The following is a 26,362-nucleotide window of genomic DNA, read 5'->3' on the forward strand; positions in this document are numbered from 1 at the left end:
ACTCGGTCCATGACCGAGAAGATCGTCCTCGACTGCGACCCCGGCCACGACGACGCGCTGGCGATCCTCCTCGCCGCCGGTGACCCGCGCTGCGAGCTGCTGGCGGTCACGACCGTCGCCGGCAACCAGACCATCGACAAGGTCACCCACAACGCCCGCGCGGTGTGCACGGTGGCCGGGGTCGACGTGCCGGTCGCGCGCGGCGCCGCGCGGCCACTGGTGCGTGAGCCGATCGTCGCCCCGGACTACCACGGGGACAGCGGCCTGGACGGCCCGGTGCTGCCCGCCCCGACGGTCGGCCTGGACGAGCGGCGGGCCGCCGAGCTCATCGTGGAGACCGTCCTGGCGCACGAGCCCGGCACGGTGACGCTCGTGCCCACCGGCCCGCTGACGAACATCGCCCTGGCCCTCGCGCTCGAGCCGCGCCTCGCGGGCTTCGTCAAGCGGGTGGTCCTCATGGGCGGCAGCTACACCCGCGGCAACCGCACCCCGGCCGCCGAGTTCAACATCCTCGCCGACCCGGAGGCGGCCGACGCGGTCTTCGCCGCGTCGTGGCCGGTCACCATGGTGGGCCTCGACCTCACCCACCAGGCCCTGGCCGACGACGCCTTCCGCGACCGGGTCCGGGCGCTGGGCACGCCGCTCGCCGCCTTCGTCGACGAGCTGCTCGAGTTCTTCGCCGAGTCCTACGCGAGGCGTGGCTTCCCCGCGCCGGCCGTCCACGACCTGTGCGCGGTGGCCGCCGTGCTGGAGCCCGACGTGATGACCTACCGCGACGCCTTCGTCACGGTCGAGACGGCGGGACGCTGGACCACCGGGATGACCGTCACCGACTTCGACGGCGACCTCGGCCGGCCGCTCGCCACCTCCGTGGCCGTGGGGCTGGACCGCGAGCGGCTGTGGGACATGACCGTCGCGGCCGTCGCCACCCTCGGGAGCTAGCGAGCGGTCAGGCGGCGGAGGGCAGGTCGAGCACCTCGAGGATCGGGCGGGTGGCGTCCGGGTCCAGCCTGGCGGTCAGGTCCCCCACGGGCCGCAGCGGACGGGGCGGGAGCGGGACGTCCTCCCGCAGCTCGGCGAGGACGTCGCGGACCTCGGCCGCCGAGCAGCGGCCGGCCGGGTCCTTGTCGAGCATCGTCGCGACCAGCTCGTCGAGGCGCGCGGGGACACCGGGCAGCAGCTCACGCAGCCGAGGCGCCGTGGCGCGCACGTGGTGGCGCAGCACCTCCGTGGGGCTGTCCGCGGTGAACGGGGGCCGGCCGGCGAGCGTGGCCGTGAGGAGGCAGCCGAGGGCGTAGACGTCGCTCGCGGCGGTCGCGGGCGACGACGCGACCTGCTCCGGTGCCATGTACGGCGCCGTCCCGAACGTCACCGGTCCGGCGTCGTCGTCCGGCGAGGCGGCGGCGACGCCGAAGTCGACGAGCACGACGGCGTCCTCGCTGAGCATGACGTTCGCGGGCTTGACGTCGGCGTGGACCACGCCGGCGCCGTGGACGGCGGCCAGGGCGTCCGCGACACCGTGCGCGATACGCATCGCCTCCGCGGGCGGCACGGGGCCGTCGTCGAGCACGGCGGCGAGGTCGGGGCCGTCGAGGAGGTCCATGACGAGGTAGGCGGTGGCGCCGTCGTGCCCCGCGTCGTGGACGTCCACGACGCCCGGGTGGTCGACCGACGCCGCGAGGGCGGCCTCCCGCCGCAGCGCGGACGTCTCCTCGGGGAGCGCCTCGGCGGTCTTGACGGCGACGTCGCGCCCGGAGCGCACGTCACGGGCCGCCCAGACGCTGCCCATCCCGCCACGCCCGACGACGTGCCGCAGCTCGTACCTGTCCGCGAGACGAATCACGCCCGCCATTGTGGTGCGGGGCTCCCGCGTGGCGCCTCTCGGGAGCACCGCGGCGCCTCGTCAGCGGAGGTCGAGCAGGTGCTCCAGGCCGACCGTCAGTCCAGGGCGGCGGCCGACCTCGCGCACGGCGAGGAGGACACCGGGCATGAAGCTCTCCCGGTCGAAGGAGTCGGTGCGGATGGTCAGCTGCTCCCCCGGGTTGCCGAGGACGACCTCCTCGTGGGCGACGAGCCCGCGCAGGCGGACCGCGTGCACGTGGACGCCGTCGACGACGGCGCCGCGGGCGCCGTCGAGCTGTGTCTCGGTGGCGTCGGGCATCTCGCCCAGGCCGGCGTCACGGCGCGCGGCGGCGATGCCGCGGGCGGTGGCCAGCGCCGTCCCGGACGGCGCGTCGACCTTGTTCGGGTGGTGGAGCTCGACGACCTCGGCCGACTCGAAGTAGCGGGCCGCCGTGGCGGCGAACTGCATGGCCAGGACGGCGGACAGGGCGAAGTTCGGCGCGACGAGCACCCCGAGGCCCTCGGTGCGAGCGAGGCGCTCCTCCACGCGGGCCAGGGCCGCGTCGTCCCAGCCCGTCGTGCCGACGACGGCGTGGACCCCGGCGTCGAGGAGCGCGTGGACGTTGGCCTCGGTGACGGAGGGGACGGTGAAGTCGACGGCGACGTCCGCCCGCCCGGCGAGCGAGGCGACGTCGTCGTCCTTGTCGAGGCGGGCGACGAGCTGCAGGTCCGGGGCGTTGTCGACGGCACGGCACACGGTGGCGCCCATGCGCCCGTCGGCACCCAGCACGGCCACCCTGGGGAAGTCAGTCATGCGAGCGAGCATAGGCCGCCCGTCCCCCACCCCTCAGGACCGCCCACCCGCCGAGCGCTGAGTTGTTACCCCCACCCCCGCCGAGAGCGCAGTTGTTACCCCCACCCCCGCCGAGCGCTGAGTTAATACCCCCACCCCCGCCGAGAGCGCAGTTATTACCGAGTGCTCGTGCCGCTCGCAGCGCAGGTACGAGCCGTACGGCGTGAAACGCGGGGAACAACTCAGCTGTCGGCGCGGACTGAGGTGTCAGGAACAAGTCAGCTGTCGGCGCCAGAGGGGGCTGGGGGAACAAGTCAGCTGTGGGCGCCGGAGGGGGCTGCGGGAACAACTCAGCTCTCGGCGGTGGGGTTACGGGGCGGCCGTGGCGGAGAGGAGCTGACCGGCGAGGTCGTGCTCGAAGGGGCCGACGACGACGAGCGAGCGCGGCTTGGCGGCCAGCTCGACAGCCAGCTCCTGCACCTGCTCGGCGGTCACGGCGGCGACGCGGTCTAGCGTCTCGGCGACGGTGGTGAGCTCGCCGTGGACGATCTCCGCGCGGCCCAGGCGGGACATGCGTGAGCCGGTGTCCTCCAGGCCGAGGACGAGGTTGCCGCTCAGCTGGCCGATGGCCCGCTCGAGCTCCTCGGCCGGGAGCGGTGCGGCGGCGATGCGGTCGAGCTCCTCGCCGAGCAGCTCGACGACCTGCGCGGTGTTCTCCGGCGCACAGCCGGCGTACAGGCCCACGGTGCCGGCCTCGGCGTAGGAGGAGGCGAAGGCGTAGGTCGAGTAGGCCAGGCCGCGACGCTCGCGGATCTCCTGGAACAGGCGCGAGCTCATCCCGCCGCCGAGGGCGGTCATGAGGACCGACAGCGCCCAGCGGCGGTCGTCGCCGGCGGGCAGCCCCTGGCAGCCGAGGATGACGTTGGCCTGCTCGGTGGTGCGGCGCAGCGTGAGGGCGCGGCCCTCGGTAGGCAGCGCGTCGTCACCGGCTGAGCGGCGCTCGGCGGGCACGCCCGCCGGGTCGAGCTCCCAGCCGCCCGCGCGGACGGCCTCGAGGACCTGGCGGCACAGCTCGTCGTGGTCGACGGCGCCCGCCGCGGTGACGACGAGCTCGCTGGGCACGTAGGTGCGCCGGTAGTGCTCGAGCACGGCCTCACGCGGGACGCCGCGGATCGTCGCCGGCGTGCCACCGATCGGGCGTCCGAGGGGGTGCGGTCCGAGGACCGCCGTCGCGAACTGCTCGTGGGCGACGTCGACGGGGTCGTCCCCCGCCATCGCCAGCTCCTCGAGGATGACGCCGCGCTCGGTCTCGAACTCCTCGGCGTCGAGGAGGGCGGAGGTCACCATGTCGGTGATGACGTCGACCGCCATCGGCAGGTCGGCGTCGAGCACCCGCGCGTAGTAGCAGGTGTGCTCCTTGCCGGTGGCCGCATTGGCCTCCCCGCCGACGGCGTCGAAGGCCACGGCGATGTCCATCGCGTCCCGGCGAGGGGTGCCCTTGAACAGCAGGTGCTCGAGGAAGTGGGTCGAGCCGTGGTGGCCGTCGGTCTCGTCACGCGAGCCGACGGCCACCCAGGCCCCGATCGTGGCCGAGCGCTGGGCCGGCATGGCCTCGCTCAGCACGCGGATCCCGCCGGGCAGGACGGAGCGTCGGATGACGCTCCCGTCCTGCTCCAGCGAGATCTCGGTACCCGGCTCACCGGCCGGGCCCAGGGGAAGTGCCTCAGGCACCGGCGCTGTCGCCGTCCTCCCGCGTACGGGTGCGACGCTCGCGACGACGGCCGCCGCCCTCACGGCGCGGACGCTCCTCGCGCTCGCCCTGCTCCTCGCCGGACGAGGCGGCCTCGGTGGCCTCGGGCGCAGCGGTCTCGGCCGCCTCACCCTCCTCGTCGTCGACGACGGCGTGCAGGGACAGCTTGCCGCGGGCGTCGATCTCGGCGAGCTCGACCTGGACCTGCTGACCCACGCCGAGGACGTCCTCGACGTTCTCCACGCGCTTGCCACCGACGAGCCGGCGGATCTGGGAGATGTGGAGCAGGCCGTCCTTGCCCGGGGACAGGGAGACGAAGGCGCCGAAGGTCGTCGTCTTGACGACGGTCCCGACGAAGCGCTCGCCGATCTCGGGCATCTGCGGGTTGGCGATGGCGTTGACCGCCTGGCGGGCGGCCTCGGCCGAGGGGCCGTCGGTCGCGCCGATGTAGACGGTGCCGTCGTCCTCGATGGAGATGTCCGCGCCGGTGTCCTCCTGGATCTGGTTGATCATCTTGCCCTTCGGGCCGATGACCTCACCGATCTTGTCGACGGGGACCTTGACCGTGATGACGCGGGGCGCCGTCGGGGCCATCTCGTCGGGGGCGTCGATGACCTCGGTCATGACGTCGAGGATGTGCAGGCGCGCGTCGCGGGCCTGCGACAGGGCACCGGTGAGCACGGAGGACGGGATGCCGTCGAGCTTGGTGTCCAGCTGGATGGCCGTGACGAACTCGCGGGTACCGGCGACCTTGAAGTCCATGTCACCGAAGGCGTCCTCGGCGCCGAGGATGTCGGTGAGCGCCGCGTAGCGGGTCTCACCGTCGACCTCGTCGGTCATGAGGCCCATGGCGATACCGGCCACGGGGGCGCGCAGCGGCACGCCGGCGTTGTACAGGGACAGGGTCGAGGCGCAGACCGAGCCCATCGAGGTGGAGCCGTTGGAGCCCAGCGCCTCGGAGACCTGCCGGATCGCGTAGGGGAACTCCTCGCGGGAGGGCAGGACGGGCATGAGGGCTCGCTCGGCGAGGGCGCCGTGGCCGATCTCGCGACGCTTGGGCGAGCCCACGCGACCGGTCTCACCGGTGGAGTAGGGCGGGAAGTTGTAGTTGTGCATGTAGCGCTTGCGCGTCTGCGGGGAGAGCGTGTCGAGCTGCTGCTCCATGCGCAGCATGTTGAGCGTGGTGACGCCCATGATCTGCGTCTCGCCACGCTCGAAGATCGCCGAGCCGTGGACGCGCGGGAGCACGTCGACCTCGGCGGACAGGGTGCGGATGTCGCGCAGTCCGCGACCGTCCATGCGCACGCCGTCGGTGAGGACGCGGCGGCGCACGAAGTGCTTGGTGGCGGCGCGGAAGGCGGCGGAGAGGTTCTTCTCGGCGTCGGGGAACTGGCCGGCGAGCGCCTCGAGGGTGGCCTTCTTGACCTCGTCGAGACGGTTCTCGCGCTCGTGCTTGCCCGCGATGGCGATGGCCTCGGAGAGGTCCGTGCCGGCGTGGGCGACGACGGCCTCGTACTCCTCGGGGGAGTAGTCGAGGAAGCGGGGCAGCTCGGTGGTCGGCTTGGAGGTGTTCGCCGCGAGCTCGCTCTGCGCGTGGCACAGCGCGAGGATGAACGGCTTGGCAGCCTCGAGGCCCTGCGCGACGACGTCCTCGGTGGGAGCCGTGGCGCCCTGCTCCTTGATGAGCGTCCAGGCGTTGTCGGTTGCCTCGGCCTCGACCATCATGACCGCGACGTCCTCGGTGCCCTGCGCGTCGGTGACGACGCGGCCGGCGACGACCATCGAGAAGACGGCCCGCTCGAGCTCGGAGTAGCGCGGGAAGGCGACCCACTGGTCGTCGATGAGGGCGATGCGCGTGCCGCCGATCGGCCCGGAGAAGGGCAGGCCGGAGATCTGGGTCGACATCGACGCGGCGTTGATCGCCAGGACGTCGTAGGAGTCGTCGGGGTGGATCGCGAGGACGGTCTCGACGACCTGGACCTCGTTGCGCAGGCCCTTGGCGAAGGACGGGCGCAGCGGGCGGTCGATGAGCCGGCAGGCGAGGATCGCCTCGGTCGAGGGACGACCCTCGCGGCGGAAGAACGAGCCGGGGATCTTGCCGGCGGCGTACTGGCGCTCCTCGACGTCCACGGTCAGCGGGAAGAAGTCGAAGTGGTCCTTCGGGTTCTTGCCGAACGTGGTCGCCGACAGCAGCATCGTGTCCTCGTCGAGGTACGCGACGGCGGAGCCGGCGGCCTGACGGGCCAGGCGGCCGGTCTCGAAGCGGACGGTGCGGGTGCCGAACGTGCCGTTGTCGATGACGGCTTCGGCGGACGTGATCTCGGGTCCCTCCATGGGGCGCCCTCCTTCGTGGTCGTCGCGCGGCGCCCGGCGGCCTTCGATCGAGGCCCACGGACCACCGGCGAACCGGTCTTCCGGGGGCCACTACCGAAAACCGGCTCGGTACGTCCGGCGCGGTGGTGGTGTGTTGAGTTGTCGTCCGCCGTCACCGGCGGACATTGCACAGCCGGCCCGGACCCGTACGGGTCCGAGCCGGCGCGAGTGTCAGCGACGCAGTCCGAGGCGCCCGATCAGGGTGCGGTACCGCTCGATGTCGACACGCTGCAGGTACTTGAGCAGGTTGCGGCGCTGACCGACGAGCAGCAGCAGACCACGACGGCTGTGGTGGTCGTGCTTGTGCGTCTTGAGGTGCTCGGTGAGGTCGAGGATGCGACGGCTGAGCATCGCGATCTGGACCTCCGGCGAACCGGTGTCGCCCTCGTGGGTGGCGTACTCGGCGATGATGGACTGCTTGACGTCTGCAGCGAGGGGCACAGGTTCTCCTTGGGGTTGTTGCGCGGAGCACCGGGGCATGTCCACCCGGGCATGACGCATCCGCGGCCGATCTGACGGCAAGAGATGATGCTATCAGACGGCCGACTCGCCCAGCACGGCGAGCGCGTCGGCGACGTCCAGGCGCATCTGCGCGACGAGCGCCTCGACGCCCTCGTAGCGCACGGTCGCGCGGAGCCGCTCGACGAACTCGACGACGACCTCCTCGTCGTACAGGTGCAGGTCGCTGCGCCCGATGACGTGGGCCTCGACGATGCGCTCGGCGATGTCCCCGAAGGTCGGGTTGGTGCCGACGGAGACCGCGGCGGGCAGCCGCTCCCCCGCGCCCGCGTGCCGGCGCAGCCAGCCGGCGTAGACGCCGTCGGCCGGGATGGTGCCGGTCGCGGACGGGGCGAGGTTCGCCGTCGGGAACCCGAGGTCACGCCCGCGGGCCTGGCCGCGCACGACGACGCCGCGCATCCGGTGGGGGCGGCCGAGGATGGTCTCGGCCGCGGCCACGTCACCGGACTCGACGAGCTCGCGGGCCCAGCTGGAGGACCAGCGCCGGTCGGCTCCGACGTCCGCGACGACGTCGACGGCGAAGCCGTGCTCCTGCCCCAGCGCCGCCATCGTGTGCTGGTCACCGGAGTTGCCGCGGCCGAAGCGCGCGTCGTGGCCGACGACGACGGCGCGAGCCCGCAGCGCGTCACGCAGGTACCCGGTGACGAACTCCTCGGGGGTGAGCGCGGCGAGGTCGAGGGTGTAGTGGAGGACGAGCGTGGCGTCGATGCCGACCTCGGCGAGGAGGGCGAGCCTGTCGGTGAGCCCGGTGAGGAGCGGCGGGGTCGTGCCGGGCCGGTGGACCTGCGCGGGGTGCGGGTCGAAGGTGAGGGCGACGGCGGGGACCCCGAGCGAGCGGGCCCGCTCCGCGGTGGCCGTGAGGACGGCCCGGTGCCCGCGGTGGACGCCGTCGAAGTTGCCGATGGTGACGACACTGCCGCTCAGACCGTCGGGGATCTGCTCGATGCCGTGCCACACCTGCACGCTGGGGCTCCTTCTGTCGTGGGCGGTCGCTGGCTGCGGGCCGCAGCCGAGACTACCCCGGCTCAGCCGATGAGGATCCCGGCGATGGCCGCCGACAGGAGGTTGCCGAGCGTGCCCGCGAGCACCGCCCGCAGGCCGAGGGTGGCGATGACGCCGCGCTGGGTGGGGGCGATGCCGCCCAGCCCGCCGAGGAGGATGGCGAGGGAGCCCAGGTTCGCGAAGCCGGTGAGCGCGAAGGTGATGACGGCCTGGGACTTCTCGCTGAAGTCCTCGGCGTTGGGCGCGAAGTCGGAGAAGGCGACGAACTCGTTGAGGATGACCTTCTGGCCGAGGAAGCTGCCAGCGTCGACCGCCTCGTGGAGGGGGACGCCGACGGCTGCCATGACCGGGGAGAAGACGTAGCCGAGGATCTCCTCGACGCTGAGGTCGTCGTTGCCGAACCACCCGCCGATGCCGCCGACGACAATGTTGGCCAGCGCGATGAGGGAGATGAAAGCGAGGAGCATCGCGCCGACGTTGAGCGCGAGGGTGAGGCCGTCGGACGCGCCGCGGGCGGCGGCGTCGATGACGTTGACCGGTGGCTCCTCCTCATCCTCCTCCGGGGCGTCCTCACCGCGCGCCCGGCGGACCAGCTCGTCGCGGCCCTCGTGGGTGCCGCCCCGGCGGGAGCCGCGACGGAAGGCCGCTGCCAGCCGCGAGCCGCCACGGCCGGAGGTGTCGCCGTCGTCGTCGGTGTCGGCGACGGGCGCGTCCGGGGTGGGGGCCGTCTCGGCGTTGGGGCCGATGTCCGCGAGGGCGCCTGCGGGGACGAGCATCTTCGCCATGAGGAGGCCCGCGGGGGCCGCCATGAAGCTCGCGGCGATGAGGTACTCGAGGTTGGCGCCGAGCAGCGAGTAGCCGACGAGGACCGAGCCGGCGACCGTCGTGAGGCCGCCGGCCATGACGGCGAAGATCTCCGAGGGCGTCATGTCCTTGATGTAGGGCCGGATGACGAGAGGCGCCTCGGTCTGCCCGACGAAGATGTTGGCGGCGGCGTTCATCGACTCCGGCCCGGTGGTCCCGAGGAGCTTCGCCAGGGCTCCGCCGATCCAGCGCGTGACGAGCTGGAGGAGGCCCACGTGGTAGAGCACTGCGGTCAGGGCGGCGAAGAAGACGATGACGGGCAGCACCTGGAAGGCGAAGACGGAGCCCTCGTCGGGCAGGATCGGGCCGAAGAGGAAGGCGATGCCCTCGGCGGAGGAGTTGATGACCGACTGCACGCCCGAGGTCACCGTCTCGAGGACCCGCTGGCCGGCCGGCACGTACAGCACGAGGACCCCGAAGGTGACCTGGACGAGGAGGGCGAGCAGCACGGTGCGGTAGCGGATCCGCCGTCGGTCGACCGACAGCAGCCACGCGATCGCCAGGAGGACGACCATGCCGCCCAGTCCCCACAGCACCTGGAGCACCGCTCCTCCTCCCGTCGTGTGACGCCGTCCGGGCAGGGTGGCACACCCGGGCGAGCCTCGCGCGGAGAGGGGGCTCAGGCGGGGTCGAGGACGAGCACGGGTCGGGCCTGGGCGCCGCGGTCCTCGAGGAGGGCGACGACGTGACCGTCCGGGGCCAGTGCGGCGACCGGGCCGGGGCGGCCGGTGGCGTCCACGCGCTGGCCGTAGCGGACCGCCGTGGCCTCGCGCTCGCTCAGCTCGCGGACGGTGAAGGCTGCCCGGCACGCCTCGGTCATCGAGAGCAGGCGCACCGGCTTGCCCTCCGCGTGCGCGGCACCGAGGGTCTCGAGGTCCGCGGCGCCGTCGAGTGCGAACGGGCCGACCCAGGTGCGCCGCAGCGCGGTGAGGTGGCCACCGGTTCCGAGGGCGGCGCCGAGGTCGCGGGCGAGGGCGCGGACGTAGGTGCCCGAGGAGCACCCGACCACGACGTCGAGGTCGGTGACGGCGGTGCCGTCCTGCGCCGTCGTCGTCCGCTGCGCGAGCACGTCGAGGCGGTGGATGGTGACGGGTCGGGCCGGGAGCTCGACCTCCTCCCCGCCGCGGACGCGGGCGTAGGAGCGCTTGCCGTCGACCTTGATGGCGCTGACGGAGCTGGGGACCTGCTCGATCGGCCCGCGCAGGGCGGCGACGGCGTCATCGAGTGCGCCGGGGTCGACGTCGGGAGCACCGGGGGCGTCGGTGACGTCCCCCTCGGCGTCGTCGGTCACGGTCGCCTGACCGAGCCGGACCGTGGCGGTGTACTCCTTGTCCGCGCCGACGAGGTAGGTGAGCAGCCGGGTGGCGCGGTTGACGCCGAGGACGAGGACACCGGTGGCCATGGGGTCCAGGGTGCCGGCGTGGCCGACCTTGCGGGTGCCGGCGAGGCGGCGCACGCGGCCGACGACGTCGTGGCTCGTCCAGCCCGACGGCTTGTCGACGACGAGGAGCCCGTCGACGGGGTCGGCGGCACCGGAGGGGGAACGTCGCTCAGTCACCCGGCGACGCTAGCAGCGCCGCCACCTCCGTCAGGACTTGCGGGCCTTGAGGACGAGCTGGACGGCCGAGTAGACGAGCAGGACGGCGAAGAGCCGCTGCAGCCACACCTCGGGCGCCGCCTGGGCGAGCAGTGCGCCGAGCGGGGCGCCGAGGACGCCGCCGAGGCCGAGCACGAGCCCGGCGTGCCAGTCGGTGTAGCCGCGGCGGGCGTGACGCCAGGCGCCCATGAGGGAGACGGGGACCATGATGGCGAGCGAGGTGCCCTGCGCCTCGTGCGGGGAGAAGCCGAAGCCGAGGACGAGCAGCGGGACCATGACGACCCCGCCGCCGATGCCGACGAGCGCGGACAGCAGGCCCATGAGGAGACCCGCGCCCACGTAGCCGGCGAGGACCGGCGGGTCGAGGTGGGCGAGCTCGCCGGCGCCCTCGACGGGCGGCGCGAGGGCCATCCGGACGGCGACGACGACCATGACGGCGGCGAACACGATCCGCAGCGTGCGCTCGGACATCCGGTGGACGAGCTCGGCCCCCACGAGCGTGCCGATGATCCCGCCGGCCGCGACGACGAGGGCCGGGACGAGGACGACGTCGCCCGCGACGCCGTAGCTGGCGGCGCCGGCCACCGCCGTGAGCGTGATGGCGGCGAGGGAGGTGGCCTGCGCCCGCTTCTGCGCCATCCCCATGAGGAGGACGAGCAGCGGGACGAGGACCACTCCCCCGCCGATGCCGAGCAGGCCGGAGAGCACCCCGACGGCGACGCCGGCGGCGCCGAGCCGCGGGATGCTCACCGGCACGCGGGGCTCAGCGGGCGTCGTCGGCGGGCTCGTCCGCCTCGTCGACCTCGTCCGTCGCGGGGCGACGGTACGGGTCGGCGTCACCGGCGGGGGTGGCGCCGGCCGCGATGCGGGCCAGCTCGGCGTCCCGCTCGGCGGCCTCGCGCAGGGCGCGCTCGAGGTCGGCGGCGGTCTCGGGCACGACGTCGGCCGTGAACTCGAGCGTCGGGGTGAGGCGCAGACCGAGCTGCTTGCCGACCTCCGAGCGGATGTGGCCGCGCGCGGAGGCGAGGGCGGCGGTGGTGTCCCGCTGGGCCTGCTCGTCACCGAGCACGGTGTAGTACACGGTGGCCTGCTGGAGGTCGCCGGTCACCCGGACCTCCGTCACGGTGACGAAGCCGAGGCGCGGGTCCTTGATGCGGGACTCGAGCATCGACGCGACGATCTGCTGGATGCGGTCGCTCACGCGGCGCATCCGCGGGGTGTCGGCCATGGTTCTCTCCTGTCGTGGGACGCGACGTGGCGCGCACCTGTCGGTGCGCGCCACGTCCCTGGAACTGCAGCCCTCTACTTACGCGGCTTCTCGCGCATCTCGAAGGTCTCGATGACGTCACCCTCGGTGATGTCGTTGAACGACCCGAGGCTGATACCGCACTCGAAGCCCTCGCGGACCTCGGTGACGTCGTCCTTCTCGCGGCGCAGGGAGTCGATGGTGACGTTCTCCCCCACGACGACGCCGTCCCGCAGGACGCGCGCCTTCGTGTTCCGGCGGATGGTGCCGGAGCGGACGATCGAACCGGCGATGTTGCCGACCTTGGAGGAGCGGAACACCTGGCGGACCTCCGCGGTGCCCAGCTGGACCTCCTCGTACTCCGGCTTGAGCATGCCGCGCAGGGCCTGCTCGACGTCGTCGATCGCCTGGTAGATGACCGAGTAGTACCGGATGTCGACGCCCTCGCGGTCGGCCAGCTCGGTGACCCGCTCTGCGGGCTTCACGTTGAAGCCGATGATGATGGCGTTGTCGACCGTGGCGAGGTTGACGTCGTTCTGGGTGATCGCACCCACGCCGCGGTGGATGATCCGCAGCGCGACCTCGTCGCCGACCTCGATCTTGAGGAGCGAGTCCTCCAGCGCCTCGACGGCACCGGACACGTCGCCCTTGAGGACGAGGTTGAGGGTCTCGACCCGGCCCTGCTGGAGAGCCTCGGTGAAGTCCTCGAGCGAGACGCGCTTGCGGCGCTTGGCCAGCGTCGCGGCACGCTCGGCGGCGGCCCGCTTGTCGGCGATCTGCCGCGCGGTGCGGTCGTCGCCGGCCACGAGGAAGGAGTCACCTGCGCGGGGCACCGAGGTGAGGCCGAGGACCTGCACCGGACGGGCGGGACCGGCCTCCTGGACCGGGTCGCCGTGCTCGTCGAACATGGCGCGGACGCGGCCGTGGGCGGTGCCCGCGACGATCGAGTCCCCGACGTGGAGCGTGCCGGACTGGACCAGGACGGTCGCGACGGCGCCGCGGCCCTTGTCGAGGTTCGCCTCGATGGCCACGCCGCGCGCGTCCTTGTCGGGGTTGGCCCGCAGGTCCAGGGCGGCGTCAGCGGTGAGGAGGACGGCCTCGAGGAGGTTGTCGATGCCCTTCCGCTGGAGCGCGGAGACGTCGACGAACATCGTGTCGCCGCCGTACTCCTCGGCCACGAGGTTGTACTCGGTCAGCTGCTGGCGGATCTTGTCGGGGTTGGCCCCCTCCTTGTCCACCTTGTTGACGGCCACGACGATCGGCACACCGGCCGACTGCGCGTGGTTGAGCGCCTCCACCGTCTGGGGCATGACACCGTCGTCGGCCGCCACCACGAGGATCGCGATGTCGGTGACGTCGGCACCACGGGCACGCATGGCCGTGAAGGCCTCGTGACCGGGGGTGTCGATGAAGGTGAGCGCGCGGTCGTTGTCCTCGTGCTCGGTCCAGATCTGGTAGGCACCGATGTGCTGGGTGATGCCACCGGCCTCGCCGGCGACGACGTCGGTGCTGCGGATCGCGTCGAGCAGCTTGGTCTTTCCGTGGTCGACGTGACCCATGACGGTGACGACCGGCGGACGGGCCATGAGGTCCTCGTCGGTCTCCCCGGCCAGCTCGGCGTCGAGGTCGATGTCGAAGCCACCGAGGAGCTCGCGGTCCTCGTCCTCGGGCGAGACGATCTTGATGACGTAGCCGAGCTCGTCACCCAGCGCCTGGAAGGTGTCCTCGTCCAGCGACTGGGTGGCCGTGGCCATCTCGCCGAGGTGGAAGAGCACCGTCACGAGCGCTGCGGGGTTCGCGTCGATCTTGTCGGCGAAGTCCGCGAGGCTGGCGCCGGCGCGGATCTGCACCTCGGTGGTGCCGTTGCCGCGGGGGACCTGGACGCCACCGAGGCTCGGCGCGCCCTGCTGCTCGAACTCCTGACGCTTCGCGCGCTTGGACTTGCGCCCGCGGACCGGCTTGCCGCCCGGACGCCCGAAGGCGCCCTGCGTGCCGCCGCGGCCACCACGGCCGCCGCGACCGGCGAAACCGCCGGGACGACCGCCACCGGGACCACCCGCGCCACCGGGACCACCGGGGCCACCGCCACCGGGACGGCCACGGCCACCGCCGCCACCACGAGCCGGGGCGCCAGGCGTCCCGACCGAGCTGCGGCCGGGCATCATGCCCGGGCTGGGACGGGCGCCACCGGGACGCGAGGAGCCCGGACGCGGACCTGCCGCGCCGGCACCCGCACCCGCACCGGGGCGGGGACCGCCCGGACGCGGACCGCCGGGACGCGGGCCGGCTGCGCCGCCCGCACCACCGCTGCCACCGGGCCGGGGCATGCCCTGGCTCGTGGCGAAGGGGTTGTTGCCCGGGCGCGGGGCACCGGGGCGCGGGCCGCCGGAACGCGGGCCGCCGCTGCCACCGGGTCGGGGCATGCCCTGACTGGTGGCGAAGGGGTTGTTGCCGGGACGCGGGGCGCCCGGCTTGGGGCCGGCAGCGGCCTTGGAGTCCGGCTTCGGCGCCTCGGGAGCACTCGCCTCGGCGGCGGGCTGCGCGGGCTCGGGCTCGGGCGGAGCCGCCTTCGGCTCGGGCTCGGGGGCCGGGGTCGGGGTCGGGGTCGGGGCGGGCGCACCAGGCTTGGGAGCGGCGGGCCGCTCCGCGGCAGCGGGCGCGGGACGCGCGGGGCTGGGCGCCGGGGCCGCCGGGGCCTCCTGCGCGTTCGGTGCCTCAGGCTCAGCGGTCTTGGCGGCGGGGGCCTTGGGCTTGACCGTCTTCTTCGGTGCCGGCTTCTCCTCGGAGGCCGACGGTGCGGGAATCGCCTCCCGGAGGCGGCGTACGACCGGCGCCTCGACGGTGGACGAGGCGGACTTGACGAACTCTCCGAGCTCGCCGAGCTTGGCCAGGACCGTCTTGCTGTCGACGCCGAGCTCCTTGGCGAGCTCGTGGACGCGAAGCTTTGCCACATTTCTCCTGTCTCGGCCCGCCCGGGACAGGGTGGGGCCGTGTTAGTGCTTGAAACTCATCGCTGGGTACTCATCGGGTGCCCATCGGCTTCCAACCCGCTTTCTTCGTCGATGACTCGTGCCGGCCCAGGTCTGAGCCGGCGTTGTTCGTGCGGAACCACTCCGTGACGGCGGCGGTGTCCACCGGTCCTGCGGAGCGCAGGGCCCGGGGGAACGCCCGCCGGCGATCGGCGAGGTCCAGGCAGGCCCGGTCAGCGTGCAACCAGGCCCCCCGCCCCGGGGCGTCCGTCCGTTCGTCCACCACCGCGCGAGGCGAGTGGGGGGCGAGGACGACCCGCACGAGGGCGGACCGCGGGGCCCTGGCCCGGCATCCCACGCATGTACGCACCTGTCCCTCGCCGGGAGGTGAGGGGGGAGGAGGCGTCGTCATGAGATCTCGGGCTGTGACCCGTCGGGAAGTCTACCCCCACGGGCCCCCGTGGGACAGTGATGGGCGCCGCGGCGGGGGGTGGTGTGTTTCCTCACACGACCCCGCTGCGGGGTCTCAGCCCTCGGGCTGCTCGCCCTCGGTGTCGGAGTGGATGTCGATCCGCCAGCCCGTGAGGCGCGCGGCGAGGCGGGCGTTCTGCCCCTCCTTGCCGATGGCGAGGGACAGCTGGAAGTCGGGCACGACGACGCGGGCGGACCGCTCCTCGGCGTCGACGACCTCGACGCTCGAGACCCGCGCGGGCGAGAGCGCGTTCGCGACGAAGGTCGCCGCGTCCTCGCTGTAGTCGACGATGTCGATCTTCTCGCCGTCGAGCTCGCTCATGACGGCCCGGACCCGCTGGCCCATCGGGCCGATGCACGCGCCCTTGGCGTTGAGGCCGGGGACCGTGGAGGCGACGGCGATCTTCGTGCGGTGCCCGGCCTCGCGGGCCAGCGCCTTGATCTCGACGCTGCCGTCGGCGACCTCGGGAACCTCGAGGGCGAACAGCTCGCGCACGAGGTTGGGGTGGGTGCGCGAGAGGGTGACCGAGGGCCCCTTGGCGCCGCGTGCCACCTCCAGGACGTAGGCGCGCAGGCGGTCCCCGTGGCGGTAGGTCTCGGTGGGCACCTGCTCGTGGGCGGGCAGCACGGCCTCGAGCTCGCCGATGTCGACGAGGACGACGCGCGGGTCACGTCCCTGCTGGACGACACCGGCGATGAGCGTGCCGGCGCGGTCGCGCAGCGAACCCATGACCTGGTCGTCCTCGGCGTCGCGCAGCCGCTGGACGATGACGCTGCGGGCGGTGGCGGTGGCGATGCGGCCGAACCCGCTGGGGGTGTCGTCGTACTCGCCGACGGCGGTGCCCTCCTCGTCGACCTCGGTCGCCATGACGGTGACGCGACCGGTGCGGCGGTCGACCTCCACACGGGCCCGCTCCGCGGCGCCAGGGGTGCGCTGGTAGGCCAGGAGGAGTGCCTCCTCGATCGCGCCGACCAGCACGTCGAGGCGGATCTCGCGCTCGCTCTCGATCAGGCGCAGCGCGTTCATGTCGATGTCCATGTGTCCTCCTCAGCCCTCTGCGGCAGCGTCTGCCGCACGCCCCAGCTCGGGCTCGACGGTGCCCGAGGTGATGTCGGGCAGCGCGACGACCTGGCGCGTGCCCTCAGTGTCGATGACCACGTCCTCGCCGTCGACCGCGAGGACGCGGCCGCGCAGGGCGCCGGACGTGGTGCGCAGACGGACGAGGCGCCCCTCGGCACGGCGGTAGTGCCGGGCCGTCGTCAGGGGGCGGGTGACGCCCGGGGTGGAGACCTCGAGGGTGTACGTCCCGGGGACGACGTCGACGTCGTCGAGAGTCGTGGAGACCTGACGGGAGACGTCGGTGAGGAGGTCGGAGCCGACACCGCCGGGCCCGTCCGCGAGGTCGACGACGACCCGCACGACGCTGCGCCGACCGGCCGCGCTCACGCTCACGTCCTCGAGGTACAGGCCGGCGTCGGTGACGACGGGCTCGAGGACGCGGCGCAGCTCGGCTGCGACGTCCGACGGGCGTGCCATGGTGCTCTCCTGGGGGCTCGGCTGCGGAACTCCCACACCTTACCCGCGAGGCGGGCCCGTCTCAGGAGAGGCCGGGCAGGGCCGGGAGTGCGGTATCCCACGACCGCGCCTGCCCGGCGGCGTAGGCCGCGGCGTCGAGCAGTCTCTCCCGGCCCTCGGCCGCCGTCCCGAGCAGGGCGACGTACGCACCGACGACGTCGAGCTCGGCCGCCCCCGCCAGGGCGCGTTCCGGCCGCTCCGTTCCCGCCACGTCGCTGACGTCGTAGGCGACCTCGCGCTCGTCGTCCTCCGGCGCGACGGCGCCGGCGACCAGCCCGAGCTGCTCGGCGCGGGCGACGGCGGCGTCGCGCTGCGCGCCGCTGCTGCGGGCGGCGACGACCTCGAAGGCGTACCGGGCGGCGTCGACGGACCGCGAGGTCCGCGGGTCGACCGTTCCGGGCGCGGGGGCAGGTTGCGGCGCGGCCGGGAGACGCTCGGCCTCGACGGACAGGGCGCGCGCGAGGTCGACGGCGAGCCAGGTGCGTGAGATCGCGACGGCGGCGAGGAGCTGGCCGAGCTCGCCGTCGTGGTCCAGCGCGTCCTCCCGGGCGGCGGCGGCGCTCTCCTCGAGGAGGTCGAGGACCTGCTGCGGCGTGGCGGGCGGGGCGGCCTCGGGGGTGGTGGGGTCCTCCGGGTACGCCGTCGCCTCCGGGCCGGCACCCGGCCACGGCTCCCACACGGCGCCGAGCGCCTCGTGGTGCTCGGCCGACGCGGCCTCGACGGCAGCGAGGACCTGCTCCAGGTCCCCGCCGTCGTCCGTCGCCACCGCGGCAGCGTCACGCAGCTCCGCGGCCGCCAGTGCGGCGCCCTGGCGGGCCTGCTCCACGGCGTCGGCGGTGGGCACGACCGGGGGCGGCGTCTCGATCCGGACCCCGCAGCCCGTCAGTGTCAGCGCGGCGAGCAGCGCGGCCCCCAGCGCGCGGCGCGCGGGCACGGTCAGCTCGCGAGGGCGGACCGGACGGCCCCCGCAACCGCGTCGACGGCCTCGCCGACGGGCAGCTCGCGCCGCTCCCCCGTGGCGCGCTCGCGCAGCTCGACCTTGCCCTCGGCCAGCCCGCGGCCGACGACGAGGACGAGCGGCACACCGAGCAGCTCGGAGTCGGCGAACTTCACGCCGGCGGACATCTTGGGGCGGTCGTCGAGGAGCACCTCGATGCCCTGGGCGGTGAGCTCGGCGGCGATCCGCTCGGCCTCGGCGAAGACCTCGGGGTCCTTGCCGGTGGCGAGGAGGTGGACGTGGAAGGGGGCCAGGGGCATCGGCCAGGCGAGGCCCGAGTCGTCACACGTCGCCTCGGCGACGGCGGCGAGCGCACGGCTGACGCCGATGCCGTAGGAGCCCATCGTCACCGTGACGGCCTTGCCGTTCTCGTCGAGGACCTTGAGGCCGAGGGCCTCGGCGTACTTGCGGCCGAGGGCGAAGACGTGGCCGATCTCGATGCCGCGGGCCAGCTCGAGCGGTCCGGAGCCGTCCGGCGCCGGGTCCCCCGCACGGACCTCGGCGGCCTCGATGGTGCCGTCGGCGGTGAAGTCGCGGCCGGCGACGAGCCCGAAGACGTGCTTGCCCTCCGCGTCGGCGCCGGTGATCCAGCTCGTGCCGGGCACGACGCGCGGGTCGAGGAGGTAGCGCAGGGAGGTGCGGTCCTCGCCGTCGTCGCCGGCGTTCGGACCGATGACGGCGGGGCCGATGTAGCCCTTGACGAGCTCGGGACGAGTGGCGAGGTGCTCGTCGGTGGCGGGAGCGACGAGGGTCGGTTCGAGTGCCCCCTCGAGCCGCTTGAGATCGACCTCGCGGTCGCCGGGCAGCCCGACGACCACGAGCTCGTCCGTGCCGTCGGGGTGCGTGAGGGCGAGGACGACGTTCTTCAACGTGTCCGCCGCCGTCCACGGGCGGTCGGGGCGCGGGTAGAGCGCGTTGGCCTGCGACACGAGGGTGTCGATGGTCGTGGAGTCAGGGGTGTCGCGGACCTCCGCCGGGGGCAGGTCGCTCGCGTCGACGGGCTCGGGCACGGCGGTGAGGGCGGCCTCGACGTTGGCCGCGTACCCGCCGGGCGAGCGGACGAAGGTGTCCTCGCCGGACGGCGTCGGGAAGAGGAACTCCTCGGAGCGGGAGCCACCCATCGCACCGCTGGTGGCCGCGACGATGACGTACTCCAGGCCCAGGCGGGTGAAGATCCGCTCGTAGGCCTCACGCTGGGCACGGTAGGAGCGCTCGAGGCCGGCGTCGTCGATGTCGAAGGAGTAGGCGTCCTTCATGATGAACTCGCGTCCGCGCAGGAGGCCGGCGCGGGGTCGGGCCTCGTCGCGGTACTTCGTCTGGATCTGGAAGAGCGTGAGCGGCAGGTCCTTGTACGAGGAGTACAGGTCCTTGACGAGGAGGGTGAACATCTCCTCGTGGGTGGGAGCGAGCAGGTAGTCGTTCTCGCGGCGGTCCTTGAGGCGGAACAGGTTCGGTCCGTACTCGGTCCAGCGGCCGGTCGCCTCGTAGGGCTCCCGGGGCAGCAGCGCCGGGAAGTGGACCTCCTGCGCGCCGGCGGCGGTCATCTCCTCGCGGACGACCTGCTCGATCTTGCCGAGGACCCGCAGCCCGAGGGGCAGCCAGGTGTAGATGCCGGGGGCGGCGCGGCGGATGTAGCCGGCGCGCACGAGCAGCCGGTGGCTCGGCAGCTCGGCGTCCACCGGGTCTTCACGCAGGGTCCGCAGGAACAGGGTCGACATCCGCATCAGCACGCGGGCCAGCGTATCGCGCCCACTCGCCCGTTCCCGCCGACAGCCGAGTCCTCCGCACCCCCCGCCGCCGAGCGCTGACTTGTTACTCAACCCCAACGCCGAGCGCTGACTTGTTACTCAACCCCAACGTCGAGCGCTGACTTATCAGTCACGCCCCCCACCGCCGAACCTCATGGGAAGGGGGCCGTAACAACTCAGCGCTCGGCAACGGAGGGTGAGACGCCGGGTAACAACTCAGCGCTCGGCAACGAGGGTGGGACGCGAAGTAACAACTCAGCGCTCGGCGCTAGGGGGGTGCCGGGGCGCGTCAGAAGAGGACGGTGGCGTAGGTGCCGACCTGCTCGAAGCCGGTGCGGCGGTAGGTCGCGATGGCCGGGGTGTTGTAGCCGTTGACGTAGAGGGAGACCACGGGCGCGGTGCGGCGGCGCACGTCCTCGACGACGGCGGCCATCGCCGGGGCCGCGACGCCCTGCCCCCGGTGCTCGGGATGGACCCACACGCCCTGGATCTGGGCGACGCCGAGCGCGCACGCGCCGACCTCCGCCTTGAAGACGACACGCCGGCCCTCGGGGGCGTCCTCGATGCGGACGTAGGACCGCTGCGTCGAGACGAGCTCGTGGACCCGGGCCGCGTAGGCGCCACCGGAGGCGAGGGGCGAGTAGCCCACCTCCTCGGTGAACATCGCCACGCAGGCCGGGACGACGACGTCGAGGTCCTCCAGGCCGCTCAGCCGCACCCGCGGGTCGGGCTCGACGGCGGGGGTGGCGGAGATGGCCATCGACGGCTGGTCGCCGCGCACCTCGCGCGAGGGCAGCCAGCCGGGACCGAGACGGTCCCACAGGCCCAGCACCTGCTCGGCGGGGCCGACGATCGAGGAGGCCCGCCGCCCTCGGTTGCGCACGTGGTCGGCGACGGCGTCGAGCAGCTCCGGCTCGTCGACCGTGACAGGGACGAGATTGGCGCCGGACCAGCACAGCGCCCGCAGCTCGCCCTCGCGCCACACCCCGAGCAGCTCGGCGCCCGGCAGCCGGCGGCGCCCGAGCATCTCGACCTGGACGGCGGCGAGGACGTTGCCGACGGGGTCGGCGGCGCACAGCCCGAGGGCCAGCTCACGGTCCTCCTCCCGCAGGGGACGCACACGCGGTCCCACGGGGTGGCGCCACCTGCCCAGCACGGGGGCCCGCTCAGCTGACGGAGACGACGGGTCCGCCGGCCTCGGACTCCAGGCCCATCTCCTCGGCGATCCGGTTGGCCTCGGCGATGAGCGTCTCGACGATCTGGTCCTCGGGGACGGTCTTGATGACCTCGCCCTTGACGAAGATCTGGCCCTTGCCGTTGCCGGACGCGACGCCGAGGTCCGCCTCGCGTGCCTCGCCGGGGCCGTTGACGACGCAACCCATGACGGCGACGCGCAGCGGGACGGTCATGCCCTCCAGGCCCGCGGTGACGTCGTCGGCCAGCTGGTAGACGTCCACCTGGGCGCGGCCGCAGGACGGGCAGGAGACGATCTCGAGCTTGCGGGGGCGCAGGTTGAGCGACTCGAGGATCTGGTTGCCGACCTTGATCTCCTCCACCGGCGGGGCGGAGAGGGAGACGCGGATGGTGTCGCCGATGCCCTTGGACAGCAGCGCACCGAAGGCGGTGGCGGACTTGATGGTGCCCTGGAAGGCGGGGCCGGCCTCGGTGACACCGAGGTGCAGCGGCCAGTCGCCCTGCTCGGAGAGCAGCTCGTAGGCGCGCACCATGACGACGGGGTCGTTGTGCTTGACCGAGATCTTGAAGTCGTGGAAGCCGTGCTCCTCGAAGAGGGAGGCCTCCCACACGGCGGACTCGACGAGCGCCTCCGGCGTGGCCTTGCCGTACTTCTTGAGCAGCCGCGGGTCCAGCGAGCCGGCGTTGACGCCGATGCGCAGGGAGACGCCGGCGTCGGAGGCGGCCTGGGCGATCTCCTTGACCTTGTCGTCGAACTTGCGGATGTTGCCGGGGTTGACGCGCACCGCGCCGCAGCCGGCCTCGATGGCCGCGAAGACGTACTTCGGCTGGAAGTGGATGTCGGCGATCACCGGGATCTGGGACTTCTTGGCGATGATCGGCAGCGCCTCGGCGTCCTTGTCCGTGGGGCAGGCCACGCGGACGATGTCGCAGCCGGAGGCCGTGAGCTCGGCGATCTGCTGGAGGGTGGCGTTGATGTCGTGGGTCTTCGTCGTCGTCATCGACTGGACGCTGACCGGTGCGTCACCCCCCACCTCGACGTTGCCGACCCGGATCTTGCGGGTCGGCCGACGGGGAGCCAGCACGGGGGGCTGCTCCTTGACGTTCGGGATGCCGAGGGAGATCGGAGTACTCACCCGGCCAGTATCCCCCACCGCACCGCCTGCGTGCACGGCTCAGCCGGTGAGGGTGACCGGCCGCACGATGTCGGCGTAGGCGAGCAGCAGGCTCATGCCCACCATCGCGACGACGACGACGTAGGTGAGGGGCAGCATCCGGGCGACGTCCACGGGGCCGGGATCCGGGCGCCCGCGCCACGCCGCGACCCGGCGGCGCAGGCCCTCCCACAGGGCGCCGGCGATGTGGCCGCCGTCGAGCGGGAGCAGCGGGATGAGGTTGAAGACGAACAGCGCGAGGTTGAGGGAGGCGAGCAGGCCGAGCAGGTCCGCCGCCCGCTCGACGACGCCGTAGCGCTCGCTGTCGATGGAGGCGATCTCTCCCGCGAAGCGGCCCACGCCGACGAGCCCGACGACGCCCGGGTCACGCTCCTCCTCGCCGAAGGCCGCCTGGGCGACGTCGACGAGCCGTTGCGGCAGCGTGAGGACGACCTCGAAGGTCGCGCCCACCGCCTCGACGACCCGGCCGGGCACGGCGCTGACGGGCTGCGGGACGAGCTCGGCGACCGGTCCGATGCCGACGAAGGGCTGCGGCTCGGTCACCGGCTCACCGGCGTCGTCGGTGAGGACCTCGCCGTCGACGACGACGGGCCGCTCGCTCATCGCGGGCGTCACCGTGACGGTGCGCTCCTGCCCGTCGCGCTCGACGACGACTGTCGCGGGGCTCGGCCCGGACGCGGCGATCGCCGCGCGCACGTCGTCCCAGCCCTCGACCGGGCGCCCGCCCCAGGACACGACGGTGTCCCCGGGCTGCAGGCCGGCGACTTCACCGGGCGCGGCGGGGTCCGTGTCGCTGCACTCGGTGGCGGCCTGGTCGGCCGGCAGGCACTCCTGGACGTTGCCGAGGGTGGCGGTGTAGGCGGGCACCCCGACGCCGACGAGGACGACGCTGAGGAGGACGACGGCGATGAGGAGGTTCATCACCGGCCCGCCGAGCATGACGACGAGCTTCTTCGGCACGCTGAGGGAGGAGAAGGTGCGGTGCTCCTCGCCCGGTCCGACCTCCGCGAGCGCGTACTCGCGCGCCTCCTCGACGAGGGTGGCGCGTCCGTCGCGGCGGCGGCGCACCGGCCGGTCGGACCGCGCGGGCGGGTACATCCCCACCATCCGGACGTAGCCGCCGAGCGGCACGGCCTTGACGCCGTACTCGGTCTCCCCGCGCCGCCGGGACCACAGCGTGGGCCCGAAGCCGACGAAGTACTCGGTGACCTTGACGCCGAAGCGCTTGGCGGGCACGAGGTGCCCGACCTCGTGGAGCGCGATCGAGATGACGAGCCCGACGACGAGCACGAGGACGCCGACGAGGAAGCTCATCGCGCGCCTGCCAGCTCCCGGGCGCGGCGCCGGGCCCAGGCCTCGGCGTCGTGGACGGTGGCGAGGTCGAGGCTCTCGGCGGCGACGCCGTCGTGCTCGGCGAGGACCTGCTCGAGGATGTCGGTGATGGCGAGGAACGCCAGGCGCCCGTCGAGGAAGGCGGCGACGCACTCCTCGTTGGCGGCGTTGAGGACGGCGGGGTGGGTGGCCGAGGCAGCGGCCGCCTGCCGCGCCAGGCGCACGCCGCGGAAGGTGTCCTCGTCCAGCGGCTCGAAGGTCCAGCTCGTCGCCTGGTCCCAGCGGCACGGCGCGACGGCGCGCTGCGGGCGGGCGGGCCAGGACAGCGCGAGCGCGATGGGCAGGCGCATGTCGGGCGGGGACGCCTGGGCGATGGTCGAGCCGTCGACGAACTCGACCATCGAGTGGACGATCGACTGCGGGTGGACGACGACGGTGATGTCCTCGACGGCGACGTCGAAGAGCAGGTGGGCCTCGATGAGCTCCAGGCCCTTGTTGACGAGGGTCGCGGAGTTCACGGTGACGACCGGCCCCATGGCCCACGTGGGGTGGGCGAGCGCCTGGGCGGCGGTGACGCCGGTGAGCTCCTCGCGGCGCTTGCCGCGGAAGGGGCCGCCGGAGGCGGTGAGGACCAGCCGGGCGACCTCACCGTGGGTGCCGGAGCGCAGCGCCTGCGCCATCGCGGAGTGCTCGGAGTCGACGGGGACGATCTGGTCGGGCCGCTGCCGCGCCGCGCGCACGAGCGCGCCGCCGACGACGAGCGACTCCTTGTTGGCCAGCGCCAGGCTCGACCCGGCACGCAGGGCCGCGAGTGTGGGCGCCAGGCCGACCGAGCCGGTGACCCCGTTGAGCACGACGTCGCTGCCGGCGCCGGCGAGCTCGGCCGCCGCGCCCTCCCCCACGAGCACCTCGATACCAGGGGCGGGCACGCCACGCTCCGCCGCGACGGCGGCGACGGCGTCACGCACGTCCGCGGCGCTGCCGCGGGAGACCGCGACGAGCGGCACGTCGTGGTCGAGGACCTGCTCGGCGAGCAGCCGCACGTTCCCCCCGCCGGCGGCGAGGGCGGCGACCTCGTAGCCGCCGCGGGAGACGACCTCGAGGGCCTGCGTCCCGATCGAGCCGGTCGAGCCGAGGAGCGTGAGTGTGGTCATTCGACGGCCAGGAGGACCTCGACGGCGCGGTCGAGGTAGGCGTCGACGACTCCCTCGGCGTAGGCCTTGTCGCGACGGGCGGACGGGAAGGTGGCGGTGCGCAGCTCGGCGGCGGTGAGGTCGCCGTCGGCGTCGAAGTAGGCGACGAGCCGGTCCATGAGGTCGTCGACGGCGTCGCGGTCGTAGCCGCGGCCCCGCTCGGGCGCCGCGAAACGCTCCCCGGCCGGGCGCACGAGGCGCGGGTAGAGCGTGGTGGCACGCTCGGCGATGCGGTCCATCCACGCCTGCTGGCCGTGCGCGGCGACGAAGGCGTCGCGGCGCCGCTGCACGAGCGCCGCCTCGAGGCGGTCCAGCGCGGAGTCCACCGAGCCGGTCGCGTAGCCGGCCCGGACGAGGTCGAAGGCCACCTGGCGGACCTCGGACTCGGTGAGGCCTGCGTCGGTGCCGGAGCGTCCCGCCTCGTAGGCCTGGCGGGCGCGGGTGAAGAACTCCTCGACCTGCTCGCGGTCGTACCCGGTGCTCGTCCGTCCCACGACCGGGAACAGCGTGCTCATCGCGGGGGCTCCTTCACCTCGGGGACTCCGACCTTGGGGGCGGCGGTGGCGAGCTGCTCGGCGGCGAGCTGGCCGCAGGCGCCGTCGATGTCGCTGCCGCGCGTGTCACGGACCGTCGTGGGGATCCCGGCCTTGCGCAGCGTGCGGACGAAGGTGTCCTCCACGTGCGGGTCCGAGGCCGTCCACTTCGAGCCCGGCGTGGGGTTGAGCGGGATCGGGTTGACGTGGATCCAGCCCTTGCCGCGGGCGAGGAGCTCGTCGGCGAGGAGCTGGGCGCGCCACTGGTGGTCGTTGATGTCACGGATGAGCGCGTACTCGATGCTCACGCGGCGCCCGGTGGCGTCGAAGTAGCGACGGGCCGAGTCGAGCAGCTCGCCGACCTTCCAGCGCGAGTTGATCGGGATGAGCTCGTCGCGCAGGCCGTCGTCCGGGGCGTGGAGGGACACGGCCAGGGTCACCGGCAGGCCCTCCTTCGCGAGCTTGTCGATGGCGGGCACGAGGCCGACCGTCGAGACGGTGACGTTGCGGGCGGACAGCCCGAAGCCCGCGGGGCTGGGCTCGACCATCCGGCGCACCGCGTTGACCACGGCGCGGTAGTTGGCCAGCGGCTCGCCCATCCCCATGAAGACGACGTTGGTCAGGCGCGTGGGACCGCCGGTGAGCAGGCCGTCCCGGCAGGCGGCGGCCGCCACGCGCACCTGCTCGACGATCTCCGCCGTCGACAGGTTGCGGGTCAGGCCCTGCTGGCCGGTCGCGCAGAAGGGACAGGCCATGCCGCACCCGGCCTGGGAGGACACGCACAGGGTGGCGCGCTCGGAGTACCGCATGAGGACGGACTCGACCTTGGCGTCGTCGAAGAGGCTCCACAGCGCCTTGCGGGTGGCTCCGCCGTCGGCCTGGAGGGTGTGGACCTCGGTGAGGAGCTGGGGCAGCAGCTCGGCGACGAGCTCGTCGCGCCCGCTCGCGGGCAGGTCGCTCATCGCGGCGTCGTCACGGGTGAGGTGGCTGAAGTAGTGGCGCGAGAGCTGGTCGGCCCGGAAGGCGGGCAGGTCCTTCTCGCGCAGCACCGCGGCGCGGTCCTCACGGGTGAGGTCGGCCAGGTGGCGCGGCGGCTTGCCACGGCGGCGCGCGGTGAAGGTCAGCTGGGGCCGCTCACCGGCAGCGCCTGGCGTCGGAGGGAGGGGTGCAGTCGTCGACATGTCGGAC

Annotated in this window: 23 protein-coding genes; 1 reads left to right on the forward strand and 22 read right to left on the reverse strand. The window is 73.4% G+C overall.

Features of this window, described 5'->3' with window-relative positions:
- The first annotated feature begins 9 nt into the window (after nucleotides 1-9).
- A complete protein-coding gene (locus DSZ44_RS09160) occupies nucleotides 10-942 on the forward strand; it encodes a nucleoside hydrolase (RefSeq protein WP_110852314.1) in 933 nt (310 codons plus the stop codon).
- Between the two features lie 7 nt (nucleotides 943-949).
- Here the strand turns inward: DSZ44_RS09160 and DSZ44_RS09165 are convergent, their stop codons facing one another.
- The 22 genes from DSZ44_RS09165 to rlmN all read right to left on the reverse strand — a co-directional run bounded on the left by DSZ44_RS09165 (nucleotide 950) and on the right by rlmN (nucleotide 26,355).
- Nucleotides 950-1,843 (reverse strand): serine/threonine-protein kinase, encoded by an 894-nt coding sequence (locus tag DSZ44_RS09165; RefSeq protein WP_181424585.1) that lies wholly within the window; start codon nucleotides 1,841-1,843, stop codon nucleotides 950-952.
- A gap of 60 nt (nucleotides 1,844-1,903) precedes the next feature.
- Nucleotides 1,904-2,656, reverse strand: a complete 753-nt coding sequence (gene dapB, locus DSZ44_RS09170; RefSeq protein WP_110852397.1) for a 4-hydroxy-tetrahydrodipicolinate reductase — start codon at nucleotides 2,654-2,656, stop codon at nucleotides 1,904-1,906.
- 348 nt (nucleotides 2,657-3,004) lie between these two features.
- Entirely contained in the window at nucleotides 3,005-4,366 is a 1,362-nt protein-coding gene (locus DSZ44_RS09175) for a M16 family metallopeptidase (protein WP_110852398.1), read from the reverse strand.
- Nucleotides 4,359-6,719, reverse strand: a complete 2,361-nt coding sequence (locus DSZ44_RS09180) for a polyribonucleotide nucleotidyltransferase (protein ID WP_181424586.1) — start codon at nucleotides 6,717-6,719, stop codon at nucleotides 4,359-4,361. Before DSZ44_RS09180 ends, DSZ44_RS09175 begins: the two co-directional genes overlap by 8 nt.
- A gap of 210 nt (nucleotides 6,720-6,929) precedes the next feature.
- On the reverse strand, nucleotides 6,930-7,238 hold the full coding sequence (gene rpsO / locus DSZ44_RS09185; RefSeq protein ID WP_181424592.1) for a 30S ribosomal protein S15: 309 nt from the start codon (nucleotides 7,236-7,238) through the stop codon (nucleotides 6,930-6,932).
- A 54-nt stretch (nucleotides 7,239-7,292) separates the two neighbouring features.
- Nucleotides 7,293-8,240, reverse strand: coding sequence for a bifunctional riboflavin kinase/FAD synthetase (locus DSZ44_RS09190; protein ID WP_110852318.1), 948 nt, complete (start codon nucleotides 8,238-8,240; stop codon nucleotides 7,293-7,295).
- Between the two features lie 62 nt (nucleotides 8,241-8,302).
- The gene (locus DSZ44_RS09195; protein ID WP_110852399.1) at nucleotides 8,303-9,658 is read right to left on the reverse strand and encodes a nucleoside transporter C-terminal domain-containing protein; all 1,356 of its coding nucleotides are present in this window, start codon (nucleotides 9,656-9,658) and stop codon (nucleotides 8,303-8,305) included.
- Nucleotides 9,659-9,762: 104 nt separating this feature from the next.
- Nucleotides 9,763-10,701, reverse strand: a complete 939-nt coding sequence (gene truB, locus DSZ44_RS09200) for a tRNA pseudouridine(55) synthase TruB (protein WP_110852319.1) — start codon at nucleotides 10,699-10,701, stop codon at nucleotides 9,763-9,765.
- Between the two features lie 30 nt (nucleotides 10,702-10,731).
- Nucleotides 10,732-11,496, reverse strand: a complete 765-nt coding sequence (locus DSZ44_RS09205; RefSeq protein WP_181424587.1) for a sulfite exporter TauE/SafE family protein — start codon at nucleotides 11,494-11,496, stop codon at nucleotides 10,732-10,734.
- Nucleotides 11,497-11,503: 7 nt separating this feature from the next.
- Entirely contained in the window at nucleotides 11,504-11,968 is a 465-nt protein-coding gene (gene rbfA / locus DSZ44_RS09210) for a 30S ribosome-binding factor RbfA (protein WP_110852321.1), read from the reverse strand.
- A 74-nt stretch (nucleotides 11,969-12,042) separates the two neighbouring features.
- Nucleotides 12,043-14,937: a translation initiation factor IF-2 gene (gene infB / locus DSZ44_RS09215; RefSeq protein WP_110852322.1), complete on the reverse strand. Its 2,895-nt coding sequence runs from the start codon at nucleotides 14,935-14,937 to the stop codon at nucleotides 12,043-12,045.
- Between the two features lie 70 nt (nucleotides 14,938-15,007).
- On the reverse strand, nucleotides 15,008-15,367 hold the full coding sequence (locus DSZ44_RS09220) for a YlxR family protein (protein WP_110852323.1): 360 nt from the start codon (nucleotides 15,365-15,367) through the stop codon (nucleotides 15,008-15,010).
- 114 nt (nucleotides 15,368-15,481) lie between these two features.
- The gene (nusA, locus tag DSZ44_RS09225) at nucleotides 15,482-16,465 is read right to left on the reverse strand and encodes a transcription termination factor NusA (RefSeq protein WP_110852324.1); all 984 of its coding nucleotides are present in this window, start codon (nucleotides 16,463-16,465) and stop codon (nucleotides 15,482-15,484) included.
- A 9-nt stretch (nucleotides 16,466-16,474) separates the two neighbouring features.
- Nucleotides 16,475-16,963, reverse strand: a complete 489-nt coding sequence (rimP, locus tag DSZ44_RS09230) for a ribosome maturation factor RimP (RefSeq protein WP_110852325.1) — start codon at nucleotides 16,961-16,963, stop codon at nucleotides 16,475-16,477.
- 61 nt (nucleotides 16,964-17,024) lie between these two features.
- Entirely contained in the window at nucleotides 17,025-17,936 is a 912-nt protein-coding gene (locus DSZ44_RS09235) for a DUF4439 domain-containing protein (RefSeq protein ID WP_181424588.1), read from the reverse strand.
- 2 nt (nucleotides 17,937-17,938) lie between these two features.
- Nucleotides 17,939-19,729 carry a proline--tRNA ligase gene (locus DSZ44_RS09240; RefSeq protein WP_110852327.1) on the reverse strand — a complete coding sequence of 597 codons (1,791 nt, stop codon included), beginning with the start codon at nucleotides 19,727-19,729 and terminating at the stop codon, nucleotides 17,939-17,941.
- A gap of 307 nt (nucleotides 19,730-20,036) precedes the next feature.
- On the reverse strand, nucleotides 20,037-20,867 hold the full coding sequence (locus DSZ44_RS09245; RefSeq protein WP_258369367.1) for a GNAT family N-acetyltransferase: 831 nt from the start codon (nucleotides 20,865-20,867) through the stop codon (nucleotides 20,037-20,039).
- 46 nt (nucleotides 20,868-20,913) lie between these two features.
- Nucleotides 20,914-22,077, reverse strand: coding sequence for a flavodoxin-dependent (E)-4-hydroxy-3-methylbut-2-enyl-diphosphate synthase (ispG, locus tag DSZ44_RS09250; RefSeq protein ID WP_110852329.1), 1,164 nt, complete (start codon nucleotides 22,075-22,077; stop codon nucleotides 20,914-20,916).
- Between the two features lie 39 nt (nucleotides 22,078-22,116).
- The gene (locus tag DSZ44_RS09255; RefSeq protein WP_110852330.1) at nucleotides 22,117-23,430 is read right to left on the reverse strand and encodes a M50 family metallopeptidase; all 1,314 of its coding nucleotides are present in this window, start codon (nucleotides 23,428-23,430) and stop codon (nucleotides 22,117-22,119) included.
- A complete protein-coding gene (gene dxr, locus DSZ44_RS09260) occupies nucleotides 23,427-24,602 on the reverse strand; it encodes a 1-deoxy-D-xylulose-5-phosphate reductoisomerase (RefSeq protein ID WP_110852331.1) in 1,176 nt (391 codons plus the stop codon). The genes DSZ44_RS09255 and dxr overlap by 4 nt, the downstream gene beginning before the upstream one ends.
- Complete coding sequence (locus tag DSZ44_RS09265; protein ID WP_110852332.1) at nucleotides 24,599-25,156, reverse strand: DivIVA domain-containing protein; 558 nt, start codon at nucleotides 25,154-25,156, stop codon at nucleotides 24,599-24,601. Before DSZ44_RS09265 ends, dxr begins: the two co-directional genes overlap by 4 nt.
- Nucleotides 25,153-26,355: a dual-specificity RNA methyltransferase RlmN gene (gene rlmN, locus DSZ44_RS09270; RefSeq protein WP_110852333.1), complete on the reverse strand. Its 1,203-nt coding sequence runs from the start codon at nucleotides 26,353-26,355 to the stop codon at nucleotides 25,153-25,155. The genes DSZ44_RS09265 and rlmN overlap by 4 nt, the downstream gene beginning before the upstream one ends.
- Nucleotides 26,356-26,362: the final 7 nt, after the last annotated feature.

It is taken from the genome of Georgenia satyanarayanai (assembly GCF_900116375.1).
Lineage (GTDB): Bacteria > Actinomycetota > Actinomycetes > Actinomycetales > Actinomycetaceae > Oceanitalea > Oceanitalea nanhaiensis.